Source organism: Providencia huaxiensis, from assembly GCF_002843235.3.
Taxonomy (GTDB): domain Bacteria; phylum Pseudomonadota; class Gammaproteobacteria; order Enterobacterales; family Enterobacteriaceae; genus Providencia; species Providencia huaxiensis.
This window is the reverse complement of record NZ_CP031123.2, coordinates 338,567-357,113: the sequence shown is the minus strand read 5'-3', so window position 1 is coordinate 357,113 and position 18,547 is coordinate 338,567. Positions and strand designations below refer to the sequence as shown.

Below are 18,547 nucleotides of genomic sequence, written 5' to 3'. Positions count from 1 at the left end.
AAGCGCATACAGTCAAAAGTTTATTGAAAGCGCCTTGACTCAACCAATGAAATCAGGTTTAATACGCTCCGTTGCCCGGATAGCTCAGTCGGTAGAGCAGGGGATTGAAAATCCCCGTGTCCTTGGTTCGATTCCGAGTCCGGGCACCACGCATTTATAAGACCTCGCTGAAAAGCGGGGTTTTTTTATGTCTAAAATGCCTTGATATAAGGCATCTCACTGCTTTCAAGCCTTTCGTTTGTCAACTGAGTTCAACTGACATTACCCCACATCAAATGCAAATAAGGGTAATAATCAGGGTAACTGCAGTTCGATTTTGTTTGTTACCCTTAACCATGTTATTAGCCTCGTATTTTTAACTCGTCCAACTAAGCCGTTCAAAAAGTACATTGCACTTATCTTTATGGATAGCTTAAAATTTGTTTACTAAACAATAATAATTACTTTCAGAACATACCTCATTAATCGATACTATTTTGATTCCCTCCTCAAGTGGGTCGTGTATTCAATATAGAAATCATCATAAGAGGTAGTGTTCACGCTCTATGAATGTGCCGATGATTTTGTCATGCATTTCAGGTGACTTTGAGTAACCTAAGGTTTTACGGTTCAGTCGCTTTATGCGATTTCTCAGGTTCAAATTCTCTCTTTCTATGCGTTGCGTATAAAACTTACTTGTCACATGTTTTTGTTTTGGCAATATCTCATAAGCACTGAACTTATCCATGCACCAAAAAGCTACATTAAACCGAAACAGTAAAGCCAGTAATTTTCGAAGGGTTTTCTTGTTTCGACGACCAAACGTATGAGCAATAATCCGTTTTAAGCGGGGTTCCCAAGTATACCAAAGCCAGCGTTGTTGTTTCTTATTAGCTACAAAAGACCACTGTTCATCAACTTCGCAAAGGAGTTCAATCTGCAAATTATCAAGGGGTAAAGAAGTTACCTGCTTCGGCGAGAGTTTTTTAAAGTACGAACAACCGCATTAATGCTGATATGAAGGGCCCTAGCAGTATCACGAATACCAGCATTATTCATCGAAAGGCCGATAATTTTATCTTTAGTACCGGGTTGATAGGCGCGATATTCATAACTGAGTTGGAAGCTTCGGTAGCAGTTTTGGCAACGATAACGCTGATGATCAGCGCTCCCTAATCTATGTTTTTCACTGAGGGAGTTTGTTGACAAAATGGGCACCTTTCATCGACTTTCGCCTGACTATTCTCTAGTAAATTACTCTATATTACAAGTTACTCACCAGATTGGGGACATGACCGATATTTGTAGTTAAATTCACCAACAGGTAAAGCAGGCGAGAACCAATAACCTTGAATATAATGAATACCATTCGCTAATAACCAGTCACATTTAGCTTGTGAATCAACACCTTCAGCGATAATGTCGATAGATAATGCGCTTCCGATTAAGCTAATAACCTTAATGAGTGAGTTTTCACCTGGGATTTGCTGAATAAAACTGCGATCAATTTTAATAATATCAACAGGTAGCTGATTCAAGTAATTCAGTCCCGCATAACCAATACCAAAGTCATCTAATGCAACTTTAATACCTAAGGAACGAAGCTCTTTCAGTTGTTCTGCCGCTCGTGCAAGGTTTGAAATACTTGCAGTTTCTGTGATCTCAATATGCAATTTATCTGCAGGTACATCAAATTGAGCTAGCTTATCCTTTATCGACGCAGCAAAATTTTCGTGAGAAAGCTGCACCCCTGAAATATTCAAAGAGATTGGAATGTTAATTCCGAGTATTCGCCAGTTTGATAAAACTTTAAATGATTCAGTCAATACCCATTCACTCAAAGGCACAATTCCCCCCATTTCTTCCGCTAATGGGATAAAGTCTGCCGGTGAGTTCACATTTCCACCGAGTGTAGTCCATCTGACTAACGCTTCAGCGCCACTGAGCTGATTCGTATTTAAATCCGCCTGCGGCTGTAAGTATAATGAAAATTCGCCCTCCTCAAGTGCTTTAACAATTTCAGCTTCTTGCACTAATCGTTCTTTCGCTTTATCCGTTAAACTTGGTTGGAAGAAGACTATCTGATTTTTCCCCTCACGCATCGCCGTATTCAATGCCGATGTAGCCTGAGCAATCATACTTTCCGCTAATTTAGCCGCACTCGAAATTGTTTCAGACAAACTTTTTTGATAGGAAACGCCAATGCGGGCACTAGAGCGTAGTGTCATATCATCGACAGAGACAATTTCAGTCACTTCAGACATCAAGTTTTGAGCTGTATTCATCACTTGATAAGGGGTATCAACTTCCCTTAGCAAGATAATAAACCGATCGGATGCAAGCTGACCCAACAAATCCGTCTGGTCAATAACGCTTTTCATACGAGCGACGAGCTTACGGATCAAGGTTTTTTGCTGCTCCGCATTAAGGACACCTATTGTTTCCTGTAACGTATCTACTGATATAATAATCAAACTGCTAAATGCCCCAAAAGAAGAGAGCAAGTGCTGTTCAAAAACGGGGTGAAATAGCGTCATATTTGGCAACAATGAAATCGGATCATGCGTTGACAATTGACTAATTGATTTTTTGGCTCTTTGCAGTGCTAATTGATTATCATTATAGCTACGTACTAACATTCCAAGTTCATCATTATCTTCTTCTGAACTTAGCTTGAGCTGATGAAATTGTTCACCATTTTGAGGAACACTTTTTAATTGATAGATGATAGACTTTAGTGGGTAAATCAATCTTTTATTTAATTGCCAAGCTAAAAAACACAATATGATCGCGGATAGAATGGTATAGCTTAAAAGCAGCGAAATAAAACGAAACCAAAATACTTCATAGGCATGCATCGTATTAGTATAAAAGGTGACGTAGCCGATAACATCATTCGACGAGCCTTTCAAGCCAGAATAAATAGGGGATTTTACTGAGACCTCAATATCAATAATTGTAAGGTACCATGCTTTTTCCTTCGGCAAGGAAGATATTTCTTTTTTATACTGTCTATTATTTTTGAGATCAATAACTTCTAATTTATCTATTTCGTTAATTTTAGTGAGATCGGCGAGTAGATTCTTAATTTTATCTTCATTGTCAGTCTCTATTGCATCCAAAAGGATAGGTATCGCAAAATACGACATGTTTTTTAAATCATTAGAATATATTTCTTTGCGTTGTTCAATAAAAACATAAAATTGGATAATCGTAAAAAAACAGACCAAAATCGACGATACAATCGACATGATTATTATATATTTTTTTGTCAGCGAACTATGTGCGCGCAAGTCTATCTCCTTAAAACAACCATTCTTATTAAAGCCGTCGACATCAGTTAAGGATTATCTGTAAGCTGAAAAAATGCCTACTCTTCATCGTAGACTATATAGTGAAAAATTACAATGTTATCAACTCAATACAAAAAAAACACTCGCATGAACAAATAATAACCCTTACAAAAATAAATCAATTGAATGATTAACCATCATAAATCATAGCAATTCCATTTGTTATCAAAATACGCCTGTTTTTATTTAACTTATCAACCATTTTGCATTTTTTTTGTAAAATCATTAATGATTTATTGATGTATTAATAATATATCTATTGCCGATAAAAATTAGGATGCCAACAATGGGCACCCTAATCATCAATATAGAATAAAAAAATAATCCTATTTGAAATCAGCATAAGGTATTAATGGCTGTGGAGGCATGTCTAAATCGCCAGACCAACCATCGAAGGAATAACGTAGATAAATTAATGCATGGCTTGGGGTATAATCTTTTGCTTGTTGAATATCAACAGATGCCCCAACAAACCAGTGCGGCGTTATTTTTCGCTCAATTAATAAATTCGTCGTGTATCCAACACCATGACTATAGCTTCCTTTATTATCGGCTTGTCTAAAATATTCTTTATCTTCGATAGCATCATTTGAATCAAAAAAACGATAAATCGGATACTTTCGACTATTTTTTGTATGAGAGTAAGACCACGATACAGAGCCAGAAACTTCCCAAGACCAATTCTCTGTTCTTTGACGATAGGTCACCGGAAGTCCAAATGAAATATATTGTTGTGGGCTATAGTATCCACCTTGGCCTAAAGTGTAATCGCTTAAATCTTTTTGGTAGTACCAAAGCATATTGTTGAGACCAACAGAGACTCGGCGGTCTACCTCATTAATAACTTTATAATAATATCCCCCCATCCATCTTACACTTTGGTTATCAGGGACATTTTTTCCTGTCAATTGATCTGCTGTTATATCAGCCCAATATCCATCATTTCCACCTAAATCATAACTGCCGCTTAGGCTCACACCTGTTTTACGAACCCCGCCCCAAATAATTCGGGATAATGGATCTTTTTGCCCACCAAATGACAACAATGAGTTAGTTAACGGACGCCTATGTGCATTTAATGCCCAATTAATATCCCCTAATTGATTGTTATATTCGAAGCCACCAACCCAATCTGTTACCTCAAAACCCAGTGGAGTGGTACCTATATCCCAATTAAATCGGTCATTTTTCCAACCTAAAGCGAGGCTATTACCGTTATATTGCTGCTTTTTAAAAGAGTCACACTCAAAGTCATCACAAACACCAAATTTCTCTGTGTCTGAACCTTTCAGTTTTCCTGCATTAAGATTGACATTATCAAGGCGAAAAAATAGCCCACCGTCATAAGCAGGCATATCCGCTTGTAGCATCGTTGTCTGTGCACGCAGTTTAGAATAGCCACTTTTTCCGTTAGAACCCCAATAATCGTATGCTAGGGTTACTCTAATATCATCTTGCTTTGCCAGCTTTGCAACATCCGAGCGAAGACTGCTTTTTAACCAACCATCTTCTGCATTGTGCTTGGTTAACCAAGTGAGCTGCTCTCTATTTTTCGGTAATTCATCTGTTATTCCAGCGCTGACCATTCCTTTCGCATAATTATCGAGCGCAAATCGAATATGTCCTTGCTGTTGCTGAATTCTCGCTAAATCACGCAACATCAAAGCACGTTCTTCATCGCTCAATGGCGACTGAGATTCAACTAATGATTGCAGGATACGTTCCGCCTGTGTATTTTCCCCCAATTGTGCAAATATATTCGCAATATTACGCTGGCTATATACGGAGTATGTATTCAGTTGGCTTAAATCATTAAAACGCTGGAGTTTCTCACTCAGTGCTTGTGTTTGATTCAAGCCCTGTAAAGAGTGTAATTCACCGATCAGCGCCAGCTTATTCTCAGGATCTTGCAATAAAACTTGCTGATAGCCCTCAAGCGCTAAAACATATTGATGCGCCTCTAAATGCCAATCGGATAGCAGTAGACGCTTAGGGATCTTTGTTTGCTCAGTATCTGGAAGATTTTCAAGCTGAAGGGCGGCTTCTCTTTCTTTTCCTGCATGCTTCAATGCGATTGCATTATTGTACGCATCCGTGAATTTTAATTGTTGGTAAAGCGCAACAGTCTCTTTATTCCATTGATTTTGGGGTAATTCATCAATCAGAGCCAATGCTTTTTTCGCGTGACCAATCGAGCTATAGTACAAGGCTTGAATATAATGAGAATCAGCTCCACGCAAGGCAGGATCATTGAGTAATTGGATCGTTTTTTCTGCAAGCAGGTCATTATTCTGTGCGTGATAACCTTTCGCTAAATGATAAATATTCCATTTATTGTTTGGATCATAACTGGCAATTTTTTGCCTAATATCTATTAAACTAAGGATATTTTGCTGCTGCTCCGCCTCTGTTGCCAACGCATCCAATGCTTTACTGTATAAATAGCGCCCTTGACTATGAAGCGTTTTTTTCTGTGAGGCTGATAAGCTCTCTAAATATTGAAAAGCTTTCTCGGGAGATTGCTGCAAATAATAAAGCGTAAGCCCTTCCATTGCATTAAGGTTATTTTTTTCTTGATTAAGCGCAGATAAATAATATTTTTCTGCTTTATCATTATTTTTCTCTAATACAGCAACATCACCAAGTCCAATGAGCGCTTGAGTCCCTTTCGGATTAAGACTTAGTGCTGCTTGATACGCACGCTTTGCACTCTCAAGTGCGTTTTTCTCTTTGTTTTTATCACCGAGACTTATCTGTAGCCAATAGCGATTATTATCTAAACTGCGTTTCCAATCTTCGCTATCTTCATGTTGTGGGTTCGTTTTTAATGCTCTTGAAAGGTAATTGATTGCAGATTGTCTTTGCCCATTTTCTGAATACTGTAAACCTATTTCACCCAATATTTGGGCATCATTAGGATTATTTTTTAATGCTGTAAGAAGCAAAGGCAATGCACGTCTTTGTATTTTATTTTCTTTGGATTTTAACGATCTCATAGCTTCTGCTCGTGAGAAGAAGCTTGGATCCTTCATCTGATTACGCTGCTCTGCAAGTAGAGTCGCAATTTGAGATTGCTGTGACTTCGCATTTGGGAATACCGTTTGCGCCCGTTCTAGATACGAGAGGCTATCAGTCGAAACAGGCCAGCTTTGAACTTCCTTAACCCAAGCATTCGCGCCAATAGCTTCATTTTCAGTCCCTTTATGACTCAATGTAGCCAAAAGATTAAAACCTTCCGCTCGCTGACCAAAATAAAAATAACGTTTAGCTAATGCTTCAATAATATGTGCATTATCTGGGTTATCTTTGTAAAGCATTTTTAATTTGCTCAGTGTTTCTTGTTTTTTATTGGGCAAATAAAAATAAGCGTTGAGATATTCAATTTCCAACTCAATCGTTGGATAAACACCGTTAAAGAGGCGATCATAAATCTCAACAGCAAGCTTATCATTATCATTTTTAACGGCAGTCCGCGCTTCTTGTAATAAATTACTGCCTTCTATTGTGGATAAATACTGGCTTATTTTCGCTTCTTTATACGCTTGAGAATTCGGCGCAATTTTTTGCAATAATTCGGCGGTTTCCTCAATCTGAGCCGCCTCACCTTGGCGAATGGCATAACGAATTTTCGCAAAAAGGTAATCTGGATTATTTGCATCAATAAGTTCTAACCTAAATAATGCATCCTTAACAATATCATCCCGATAGGCGACTTCCGCATTTCTAATTTGTTGTAATAAAATATTTTGCTGTGCGGAATTGCTAGCATATAAGGATGAACTTAGCAGTACGCTGACAGTCAAAATACTGAGTTTAGTGGCAAACTTGTTCATTCTTATTTCCAATTTGGGTGTAATTGACCTTGTGAGTCAAAATAAAAACGTTTGTCTACCCAGCCTTTAGAGAACAGCATTAATACATAGCTATAATAAGCATCATCATTAAGGGGGGAATCCGCGATCTTTTTTTCTAAGATCGTTCTTGCGGCTTCATTATCTAATGCCATAGGTAACAAGGCATAAGCAATGGCGGCATTACCATATCCCTCTGTTTTACCTGTATTAATATTAATTCTTTCTGGTGGATAGCCTAATGAAATAACGACATCTAAAATCGGTTGCCACTGAGCCAGTAATTTTTTTCTGTTCGGATCTGTTTCCGGTAGCATGGCAGCCCATAAGTAAGAACGGATCGCATCATATCCTCCCATCCCAGCAACGCCATCGATTTGCAGCCAACCATTTGGGGATTGCCACCTAATCCAATCGGGAACAAAGCCTTTCAAGGAGGAATCGACTAATAATTCAAGGCTATTTTTCTCAATTTCTTGCCAAGATGATGAGTTTTGAGCAAAACGCTTCATTAATTGCAATGGTTGGTAACTCGGATTTAATTTCCATTGATTACCATGCACAAAACCCACTCTACCAGGGAGTAACATCAAACCGAGTTCAGGAATATCTGCCGTTTCTTCTTGGGCAACCCTTTTTAAAAGGAAATAGCCTTTCGACTCATACTCGCGAATATTCCACAAACGGCCTGCTTCAAGTAACGAATAAGCAATCCATGTATCCGAGTCAGATGCGGAGTTATTATCGATAACTCCCCACGAATTATCTTCTCGATGACCCCAAAGCCAAGCAGGCAAATGCCGTGTTAAATCACCTTCAGCAAGGTTATTTTCCGTCCATTCAATGAGTTGTGAAAATGTTTCCTTATCATTAGCAACCAATGCGAAAAAGAGGGCATAACTCTGCCCTTCCGAGGTAGTTATTTTATTACTGGTGCTGGGATCAACGACACGCCCACTATCGCGAATATAACTGGCTTTAAATTGCGCCCATTCAGTCCATTCCGTCATGGCTTGTGCAGGAAATATTATTCCTGCAATCAAACACAATATTTGTAGACACAGCCTAACCGATTTCATGTTATTTACTCAGATAGCAGACGTCGGCGGCTAATTGATTTCATTAATCGCCATAATAGGAGACCAAAGATCACAACAATAGCCACTGTTAATAGCGTTAACAAAATAGGATGAGATGCAAAAATTGACCATACTTTCTCCCACCAAGGTAGATAGCCAACATAATAAATATCCCCCACTTGCATACTATTAATACCCGAATCTCGGATCACCGAAACGCTACCAGACATAAAATTGCGCTTACCACTATCCGTAATTGCCGAATTCAATAAAGAGAACCCTTTGGGACTATCAGCAAGTAATGCAACAACACTACGTTGATCATTGTACGGCGACTGGAATTCAACTATTGCCGCAATATTTCCTTGAGAATTGACTGTTGTCTTACTGCTCGCTGCACTATCTGCCGCACTTGGCGCTTTACTATCTAGATAAGCTGGGCGCATCGGCATTTTTATCCAACTTTTCGTTTTCTCTAATAATAGTTCCTGATTGTTTTCATTATCTGTCAACACATTAGACATCTCACCAATAAAGAGTAAATCTGCATTGGCGTCTTTTGCTTCATTTAATGCATTCGTTAATGTGACATTAATTGCAGGAAATCCTGTCTGCGCACCAATCATTCCCATTGTATTTAACAGCGTTGTTATGTGTTCTGCGGATGCATTCTCTGGCATCAACACGACAGTTTCAGATAAATCAGCCATCCGAGAGAATGGGAATCCTGACTTGCTAAATGCTTGTAAACTTGGCATTGCCATATAATGTCGATAACCAGAGAAGTCGATCGTAGAATTTTCATCTATCACAACTGTGTTATTAACAGGTTGATATGTAATACATTGATCAACGGTGCCACCTGGGATCGGATTAGCATAATTAAAAGAAAACTGTAATTGGTTACGCTGACCTAACTTAAGTGCCGGAACGGCTAGCTGACTATCAGGGTCAAATAAACTTTGCGTAAAGGGTAAACGAGCTAACAGTGAAGACTCTTTTTTGTTTGGTACTAAAGATTGAGATTGGATCAATTCATTATTTAAATTGACCATCATCTTTGAACCATCTTCAATATTTGGCGCTGTATAACGATAATTTATTTTCATCTCAATACCTGAATTACGGAAGGTAAAAAGATCAGGCGGTAAATTAAGTTCAAGATTAATTGGCTTAGGATTTAAACCCGATGATTGCAGCTGTCCTTTATAAGTAACCAATTCTGCAAAACTGACAGGCTTATCTGTTTTCACCCAATTTGGTGCGTCATAAGGGATGCGTGGTGCAAGTGTTTCTACATTTTCAACACTGACAGCAGCACCACGTAACAGCAGTTCCCCCTGTGAAATACCTTTCACCGCTTGGATCAAGTCATCATCATTACGCCCTTGAATTAACAATAGTTTAATGGAAGGGTCATCAGGATGACTTATCATCTCAATCATCGGGCCTTTAACGGCTGGGTAATCCGCTAAAAAACGGGGTCTGTGTTCATTTGTCATAAACACAATACTGTGCTGTTTAGGCAACGTATCCATAAATACGGGATAATTTTGATCACGCCACTGCGCCTTAGAACCAAACCATGATGCTAAGATAGCCGCCGCATTTTGTTGCTTTGTACTTACCGACTGACTAAACACAATAGGAAGTGTTAACGCTTCTGGGTCTCGAGCATCAAAGAACGGTACTGGGAATCGAGATAGATCATTTTTTAATACAAGAGGTTGTACTTGCATACTAAGATTACTATTCTGGCTAACATCTAGCCACAGCGTACTATTCGTTGGATTTTCACAAATATCACGGTAGTGACCAATGAATTCCATTCTTACTTGGTTAAAATCTTTTATAAATCGCGGATCAATCGGTAGACTTGCTAGCGTTTTTACACCTAGATCCTCTTTTTTAATCGCCACAACACCCATAAGCTCATCATTTAAAAAAACTTTTAATTGTGACTCAATAGGCAATAACGATGGTGACGGTGTAAATTCAAGGTCTAAGCGTGCCATCGAAACCAGCTCATCACTTCGAACCCCAAAATCAATATAGCTATCTGGGCGGGTGCCTTTTAGATGAATAGGCCCCTGAGTAGGATAGATTTTTGCAAAACTTACGTTAACGTCTCGCGTTGGGATTATATGAGTGGGAACATTTACGCTTTTTTCGATACGCGTTTGCTCCGTATCTTCGTTAGCTAGAAGTGTTTCCCCGTAACTGAAATTTGTCATGCTCAGAGCAGTAGCAAGCATTAATAAAGGTGTTTTTCTCATGTTTAAAACCATCATATACGGTATGTAAAATTTATTAGTAAGATTAATTATTTGAATGTTTACGTTTACTGAATTCTGGTACAAAACTATTAAGCCAGCTAATCGTACTGATGAATCCTTTAAACGGGAGATTAACAATCGGTGAAGATTTTTCGGAGAGTATTTGATACCCCTTAAATCCTAATTTAAAAATATCCCACATGCTGCTAATTGGTCTATCGTGTTTAAATTGAGCTTGCCACTGTGCCCAGGTATCTGCTCGTGCAAATGTACATTGAATAAAATCAATATGTTGTTGTTTTGACATCTTTTTAAGCTGAAATCCAATATAGAGTTTATTCAAACGAACGGCTGTAATCGGAAAAGAAAACTCACGCTGTCCACGTTTTAAAATTAAATGGAGGCTCTCATTAACTTTAATTGGGTTGCTCGTCGGTAACTTAACGCCCATACCGCCATCTGAATAATCAGATAATGTGCAAGGATATAAATGACCTGAATTTGTCATAATGATCGCTGGTATATTGATTTCAACACGATGAGCATTACGAACCTGTTTAGCCTCTAAAGAGACAGCAACTGCCCCACCAAGAATAATCATGTTATAAACGACCCATAACATACTCATGATGACTGTAGGTATTTCATCTGCTGGACCTACCGCTAATCGCCATATTCCAAACAAAAGCCCCACTATATTTAATAAAGCTAAAAAGACATAAGGCTTGTTAATATTCCAATCAATATATTCTTCATCAATTAATGGTCACGTATCCAAAGGGTTGATGGCATTTCAAACGTAATACTCTCGCTCAATGAAAGTCCCAATGATCTTGTCATGCATGCCGGATGATTTTGAATACCCTAACGTCTTGCGATTAAGTCGTTTCAATCGGTTACGCAACGTCAGATTTTCACGCTCAATTCGCTGTGTATATAGCTTTCCTAAAATGTGTTTTTCGCTAGGGAGTGTCTCTTTGTACGCCCTGTAACCATCCGTACACCAAAAAGCGATACGGAACCCAGACAGCAGTTTTAACAATTTCCCCAGTGTTTTCTTGCTTCGGGAACCAAATACATGAGCGATAATCCGCTTTAAGCGAGGCTCCCATGCATACCACAACCAACGCTGACTTTTTTTGTTACCGATAAATGACCACATCTCATCGACCTCACAAATGAGCTGAATTTGTAGGTTATCTAGGGGCAGTGTTGTTACATTCCGTGGCGAGAGTTTTTTAAAGTGCGGACGACGGCATTGATACTGATATGTAATGCCCTAGCGGTGTCACGAATACCCGCATTATTCATGGCAAGCTCAACCACTTGCTCTTTGATGCCGGGCTGACAAGCGTTGTAGGTATAATCGAGTTGAAAAGTGCGGCAACAGGCCTGACAGCGATAACGGGGATGACCTCCATTGCCGGTGCCATGTTTTTTAACAGGGTCGGTTAACCCACAGAATCGGCATTTTACTGAAATGGTAGCCATACTAAACCTCAACAGAAAAGCTCAGTTTACCCCATTATCAACTCATTGAATACTCGACCCAATTAATCCCCCTTTAGGCGTAACATTAAACTTTCCTTTATGAGGACTAAACAAAGCAACCGTCGTTGGCCTTGCGATATACCAAGCCAAAACAGTTTCATAAATTTCACTCCAAAAAGTATGTCTATATTTCCCCTGTATTTTAGAGTTAGTCAGGCTGGCCTGAACCATGTGAGGAATGACATACAGGGCAATGGCTAAAGCTGGCGCAAAAATAATGTAGGCATGGAGTAACAAGAAAGCTAAAGGTGCCACAAGAAAAATAATTCGAGGTATCCCAGATAAAAAATGTAACATCGCATTTGCGTAGCATAAGCGCTGAACAAGTTTTAATCCTTTACCAAAGAGAGGATTATCTAAACGGAAAATTTGCACCATACCCCTAGCCCAACGAATACGTTGGCCAATATGTGAAGATAAACTTTCAGTTGCCAACCCTGCGGCTAAAGGTATTCTAATATAGGCTGAACTCCATCCTTTTCTGTGTAATTTCAAAGAAGTATGAGCATCTTCAGTGACTGTTTCAACCGCTATACCACCGACTTCATCTAGCGCAACACGTCGAATAATTGCGCATGAGCCACAGAAAAAAGTGGCATCCCAAGTATCATTACCATCTTGCAATAATCCATAAAATAATGAGCCTTCATTTGGTGTTTCTCGGAAATTATGCAGATTACGCTCAAAGGGATCAGGCGAGAAAAAATGGTGTGGAGTTTGAACAACTGCAAGCCGCTTTTCTTTCAAAAAGCCGCCCATGGTTAATTGCAGGAATGATCGGGTTGGTATGTGGTCACAGTCAAAAATAGCCACAAACTCACCTGTTGTAAAGCGTAATGCATTGTTAATGTTACCTGCTTTTGCGTACTCGTGCGTCGGCCTTGCAACATAATTAACACCGACTTCATTTGCAAATTGATGGAACTCATTCCTGCCACCATCATCTAAAATATAAATATTTATTTTATCTTTAGGCCAATCCATACCTAAACAGGCATAAATCGTCGGTTTAATGACGCTAATAGGTTCGTTATATGTTGGAACCATGATGTCTACTGATGGCCACATGGTTGTATCCGCAGGAAGCGCAACAGGTTTACGGTTCAGTGGCCACACGATTTGTATAAATCCTAGTACCAAAACCAACCATGCATATGTTTCTGCACCTAGCAGCAATAAGCCACAAATCAAGCTAAGCGGGTCATCCCAATTCAGTGTTGATGTATAACGCCACCAAATATAGCGACATGAAATCGTTAATGATAAAACGATCATCATAAGGGAAGATAAGCGCCCTGGGATCCTGCGGATCACCATTGCAATTCCCCAAAGAAGCAGTACAAAGATAAATTGTGACCAAAGGTCAAAAGGTTGCGTGATACATAATAATGCAATAAGAGTACAAATAAGAATGATCACCGATAACATGACTTTTCTAAGCCTGCTAGGTTGAGCAATTTTTCGATCTAACGCTTTATCTTCTGGCTGTTCATACCCCATTTTATTGGGTAACTCTGCCAGCCAATGATGAAACTTCAAACGATAACACTGCATGCTCTTCCAAAAAGGATACATACATTTAGGTAATCTATGTGCAGCATTCGTTTTAAAGACAAGTAACACGCAAGACTGGATCACATACCGAATAAAATCGAGAGGCTTAGGGCTTAAAGGATTTATTTTAGGATAATAATCTTGATGATTATTCCTTAGTTTTTTCCAAGAGTTAGAATTGTAATTACAAAAAATACCTAATATTAATAATGTTAGGCAAGTCATCACAGATGCAAGCACAGAGCTTTGATGTGTGCGATAAACCCGATAACGTGCAACAAGCGAAAAAAATGATAATCCGCTCAGTAAATCAGAATTAACTTCTTTCATATTACTGAATATCCATTTTTTTAGCGTGTGTTAAGCACCAGATCGCGAGAGCATGAATTTCACTCGCCCCTAAAGATTCAGGCCGATATTGCCCAACCGGACATTTAGATGCTGCCGATTCCATAATTGATTCATCATGATGAATCGCAATAGGTAAAAGATTATCTAATCTATGTGTCCAGTATTGATAAATATCATTTTGTAATTCACTGCGCACATCAAACTTATTGGCAAGTAAATAACCATTAATTTCAGACTCTTGAAATATTCTGGTATGACAATTAGTTTCAGGGACAGCAATATTAACAACAATATCACTAATTTGTTCCATCGGGGAACATTGAGAATAACTGTTTGTTGGGAGATCAATAACGACCCAATTATATTCTGTTCTGTTCTTTATTTTATCAATATTAGAAGTCCAAAAAGAAAATATATTCTGATTAACCAGCATTGCTTCCTTTTCTTTACTACTTAATATTCCAAATGGAATAAACAGTAAGTTATCCTTATATTCCCATGCCGTAGTTTCCCAGCTTTTATTTTCGTAAATGGCGTTCGCCCAACCCGAAGGGTCGCTAAAATCACTATTAAAATGTAAGCGCAACAAGTTATCTGGCGACATATCTATTACGATAACTTTTTCGCCAAGCTTATTTAATTCCCACGCTAAGGCGGAAGACAATGTTGTTGTCCCCACGCCCCCTCGAAGGCCTTTCAGAGAAATAATAGGCATCGTGGCTAGCTCCGAGAAGAAATATCAGCACTATCTGCTAATAAAGCCCATTTACTTTTCAGAATATTATAGGTGGTATTATCTTTTATCTCTTGGTATTCAAAATCACTAAAAGTGAACTCATGTTCTAGATTTTCTATGTCCGTATATTCGATAAATGATGTGTTCTCGGTTTTTAATAATGTTTTTGTTTTCATTTTTTGATTTTTATTAGTTAAATAATAACTTACCAAAGCCATGGATTAATAAAGCTTAGGGTGGAAAAAAACAGGTTAATTCCTATGCCAGTAACTTGCCATGCAATTGCGCACGATGATATATAATGTTACAGTTGCTATCAAATGTGTGAAATATGATACATATTATTACAAAGCTTATCAAATGCAATTAATGATAGTGATATCCACTTAGTCACAATAAGAATAAATATATGAACAATACCGTTACTTATGCTTTAGGCATCAATTATCTTGATGGCAATGCTCAAAACATGAAACCTAAAGAAATATATTGGTTAAATACCAAAAAAGTCGATATAAAAAACTTTATAAACCAGGTGATTCTTTTTAATAACGATTGTAAATTAAATGTTAATATTGACAGCAAAGTGCATAACTATTATCAAAATAAAGTTGATAATGCATACGAAGATAATAGGATTAATCTGTTCAATCGTAGAAAAGTCAGCAACCCTTTAAATTTGAAAGAATATATAAAACAACTCAAGATGCATAAAAACTCATTAGTTGTCTTTTTTATTCCAAATGAATACCTCACTGCATCTTTAGGTGTTTTCTTAAAAAACATTAAGTTAGCCTGCATTAAATATAACTGTAGCGTTCTTTTCATCAGTGACAGTAATAGCACTCATCAATTGAAAGATTTATTAGTTAATAAGTTCAAGCTGTTAAGTGGTTTCTCACTACTCACCCATCCCCCTCAAGGCTACATTCTTGATATTTGTTATTGGTTCAGTGTGAATACAATATTATCTAATGAGCAATTAGCATTAACACTTAGAGATAACAAGTTAATGTTAGATAATAAAACAGAAAATACTATTAACTATAGAAATGACAGTAATATTTACTATATCCATGAAAAAGTTATGGCTAATAAAATACTGCATTCTGATAATTGGATATCAATTAAGTCTAATAAAGAAATAATTAATATTGCGGAGCATTCCTATTCGGCCACATTGGTTTTATCTATTAATGAAATAGGTGATATCGATGAGCTGGCAGAGAAAATACACCATATTCGCTCAATTAGAGGAAAACACCTTAAACTCGTTGTCGCAGAAGTCACCCCGTGCATTCGCTCTAGTGATGAAAGGCTTTTACTGACTTGCGGAGCTAATCTTGTAATACGATACGGTACGACACTGACACAGTTTCTTTCGCTATTGGAAAGCATTCAAAATCAAACATATTCAAAAGCATTACTTAATGATATTCATCCCGTCATTGAAGGAATGAAAGCATTACGCATCAAAGGTTTTGTCTCCCCAGACAATTTTATGGATTCCATCAACATCCTCTTGGGAAATGAATTTCTGCCTGAAGATGCCCGTGGTTTATTATTCATTTTTACGACCGTAAATGGTTTACCAGCTAAACAAGCCCTACCGTTATGTAAGATAAGACGACATGGCGACATACTCACTATTTTGGACAATAACATATATCTTTTCCTTTCATCATGCCGATTGGTGGATGAACAAAAGGCTTTAAGTAATATTTTTCAATTACCTATTGAACATATCTTTAAAAATAAACAGGTATTTAATCGAGATAAAGATATCAGAAAACACGTAACTGCTTTCAGAAATAGCCAATTGATACAAAATGTTATAGAAAATGCCAATACAGAAATACAAGATATACCCGCTAATTTAGTGTCAAGAAAACAGCCTTATACACCAAAACCTGTGACACTCAAGTTCAGCTAAAACATAGATTGATTAACATTAGTAATCTTTTACTTGCGTAAAAGATTAATATTTATCATACGTCCAAAGCATGACGTGCAGGCTTAATAGCTTATTTTTATCCAAATATGCTATTTAATTGATTAGAGAGTACTCAATACCGCTATTTAAAGGACTCTTTATCAATTTCTGCCGATTTTTATGGGCAAAAATAAAAAGATAACAATGAATCACTCAACATTACACGCTAAAAATACAGATACTCGTCCATATTACTATGGTTTAAAAGGCTGGAATTTCTATTTTCTTCTTAAATTTGGACTATTGTGGTATGGCTACCTCAATTTTAATGCCTTCGAGAATTTATTATTTATTGCATTCTTATTACTCCCTATCCCCTGGGCAAAAATAAGTAAACTTCGCTATTGGATAGCAATTCCGATAGGAATAGCATTACTCTACTTAGATAGCTGGCTTCCTAGCATGGAGAGTATTTGGCAACAAAAAGACCAAATTACCGGTTTTTCTGCTGAGTATTTATATGAACTCATCGTTAGGTTCATTAATGTAAAAATGCTAGCGGCTGCTTTTATTCTGCTTGTTATCTATATTTTTTCCGCGAATTGGATCCGCTATTCAACCTTTGTTGTCATTGGAATAGTCTGGCTTAACATTTCAAATGTGATTGATTTTAAAGTGTCGTTTACCCAACCTGTCGCCACAACCACTATCGGTTCATCGGAAAGGCAAACAACGAATAGCAATATTCAACCTCTACAAACAGGTGAACCAACCGATGAAACACTCAATAAATGGTTAGAACAATTTCATCTTTATGAAAAGCAAAGAAAAACGCAGTTTTTAACATCGTTACCAAGTGAAGCCCAGCCCTTTGATGTATTGATGATAAACATATGCTCTCTCTCTTGGGATGATTTTGATGATACAGAGCTTATCAATCACCCTATTTGGAAACGGTTCGATATCTTATTTAAAAACTTTAACTCAGCCACCACTTACAGTGGGCCAGCATCGATTCGCTTATTACGAGCAAGCTGTGGGCAAGATCCGCATCAAAGTCTTTATGAAGAAGCCGATAAACAGTGCCTGCTGCTGGATAATTTAGCTAATCTTGGTTTTGAAGAATATTTGATAATGGATCATAAAGGTGATTATGGTAACTATTTATCTGGCCTAAGAGACTATGCAGGGTTAAAAGCACCACTGCAATCTCAAGCTAATCTCTCTCATCAAATCACCGCTTTTGATGGAACGCCAATATATAATGACCAAGATATTCTTAGAGAATGGTTGAATACAATAAAACACTCAAATAACCCAAGAACTGCCACATTCTTTAACTTAATCCCCTTACATGACGGTAATCGAAATGTAAAAGATAAAAAAATTGCAGACTATCATACTGATTTGAAGATCCTCTTAGATCAACTCAATAGTTTCTTTGATGAATTAGAGAAGTCAGAACGTCATGTCATGGTGATTGTTGCGCCTGAACATGGTGCTGCATTAAAAGGAGATAAAATGCAGATATCTGGTTTAAGGGATATCCCAAATTCAACAATTACGGATGTTCCTGTCGGTATAAAATTTATTGGAATGAAATCATTACCACCAAAAGAAGAGATTATTTTAACCCAGCCAAGCAGCTATTTAGCTATTTCCGAATTAGTAGCAAGAGCTGTTGATGGAAAAATTTTCTCTGATACTACGGTAGATTGGTCAAAATATACTGCGAATTTACCGATCACCGCCAAGGTGGCAGAGAATGCGAATTACATTGTCATAGACTATAAAGGAAAGTCTTATGTTCGCATGAGTAACAAAAAATGGGTGCCTTATCCAACGACACCGTAGCCCTTAACGCTTATTCTGGTGGTCAAAGAC

The 18,547-nt window shown here is 37.8% G+C and carries 9 protein-coding genes, 1 tRNA gene and 2 pseudogenes; 3 read left to right on the top strand and 9 right to left on the bottom strand.

What is annotated here, in order from left to right; all coding sequences use genetic code 11:
• The first annotated feature begins 73 nt into the window (after positions 1-73).
• A tRNA-Phe gene (locus CYG50_RS03015) sits at positions 74-149 on the top strand.
• 371 nt (positions 150-520) lie between these two features.
• Here the strand turns inward: CYG50_RS03015 and CYG50_RS03010 are convergent.
• The 9 genes and pseudogenes from CYG50_RS03010 to bcsQ form a co-directional block, all read right to left on the bottom strand.
• Positions 521-1,169, bottom strand: a pseudogene (locus CYG50_RS03010) (IS1 family transposase).
• Between the two features lie 81 nt (positions 1,170-1,250).
• Entirely contained in the window at positions 1,251-3,128 is a 1,878-nt protein-coding gene (locus tag CYG50_RS03005; protein WP_168222826.1) for an EAL domain-containing protein, read from the bottom strand.
• Between the two features lie 530 nt (positions 3,129-3,658).
• The gene (gene bcsC / locus CYG50_RS03000) at positions 3,659-7,165 is read right to left on the bottom strand and encodes a cellulose synthase complex outer membrane protein BcsC (RefSeq protein WP_102139779.1); all 3,507 of its coding nucleotides are present in this window, start codon (positions 7,163-7,165) and stop codon (positions 3,659-3,661) included.
• 2 nt (positions 7,166-7,167) lie between these two features.
• On the bottom strand, positions 7,168-8,262 hold the full coding sequence (gene bcsZ, locus CYG50_RS02995; protein ID WP_102139780.1) for a cellulose synthase complex periplasmic endoglucanase BcsZ: 1,095 nt from the start codon (positions 8,260-8,262) through the stop codon (positions 7,168-7,170).
• 5 nt (positions 8,263-8,267) lie between these two features.
• The gene (gene bcsB / locus CYG50_RS02990) at positions 8,268-10,538 is read right to left on the bottom strand and encodes a cellulose biosynthesis cyclic di-GMP-binding regulatory protein BcsB (RefSeq protein ID WP_102139781.1); all 2,271 of its coding nucleotides are present in this window, start codon (positions 10,536-10,538) and stop codon (positions 8,268-8,270) included.
• 43 nt (positions 10,539-10,581) lie between these two features.
• Positions 10,582-11,223 carry a PilZ domain-containing protein gene (locus CYG50_RS02985; protein WP_238706820.1) on the bottom strand — a complete coding sequence of 214 codons (642 nt, stop codon included), beginning with the start codon at positions 11,221-11,223 and terminating at the stop codon, positions 10,582-10,584.
• Between the two features lie 108 nt (positions 11,224-11,331).
• A protein-coding gene (locus tag CYG50_RS02980) for an IS1 family transposase (RefSeq protein WP_102140845.1) occupies positions 11,332-12,029 on the bottom strand; the annotation gives its coding sequence in 2 pieces (ribosomal slippage) (positions 11,332-11,780 and positions 11,780-12,029; 699 coding nt in all).
• 60 nt (positions 12,030-12,089) lie between these two features.
• A pseudogene (gene bcsA / locus CYG50_RS02975) lies at positions 12,090-13,973 on the bottom strand (UDP-forming cellulose synthase catalytic subunit); the annotation flags it as partial.
• Position 13,974: 1 nt separating this feature from the next.
• Positions 13,975-14,709 carry a cellulose biosynthesis protein BcsQ gene (bcsQ, locus tag CYG50_RS02970; protein WP_102139448.1) on the bottom strand — a complete coding sequence of 245 codons (735 nt, stop codon included), beginning with the start codon at positions 14,707-14,709 and terminating at the stop codon, positions 13,975-13,977.
• A 430-nt stretch (positions 14,710-15,139) separates the two neighbouring features.
• On the opposite strand from bcsQ, the gene bcsE reads away from it, so the two are divergent.
• Both bcsE and bcsG read left to right on the top strand, forming a co-directional pair.
• The gene (bcsE, locus tag CYG50_RS02965) at positions 15,140-16,663 is read left to right on the top strand and encodes a cellulose biosynthesis protein BcsE (RefSeq protein ID WP_102139450.1); all 1,524 of its coding nucleotides are present in this window, start codon (positions 15,140-15,142) and stop codon (positions 16,661-16,663) included.
• 204 nt (positions 16,664-16,867) lie between these two features.
• Positions 16,868-18,517, top strand: coding sequence for a cellulose biosynthesis protein BcsG (bcsG, locus tag CYG50_RS02960; protein WP_102139532.1), 1,650 nt, complete (start codon positions 16,868-16,870; stop codon positions 18,515-18,517).
• The last annotated feature ends 30 nt before the right edge of the window (positions 18,518-18,547 follow it).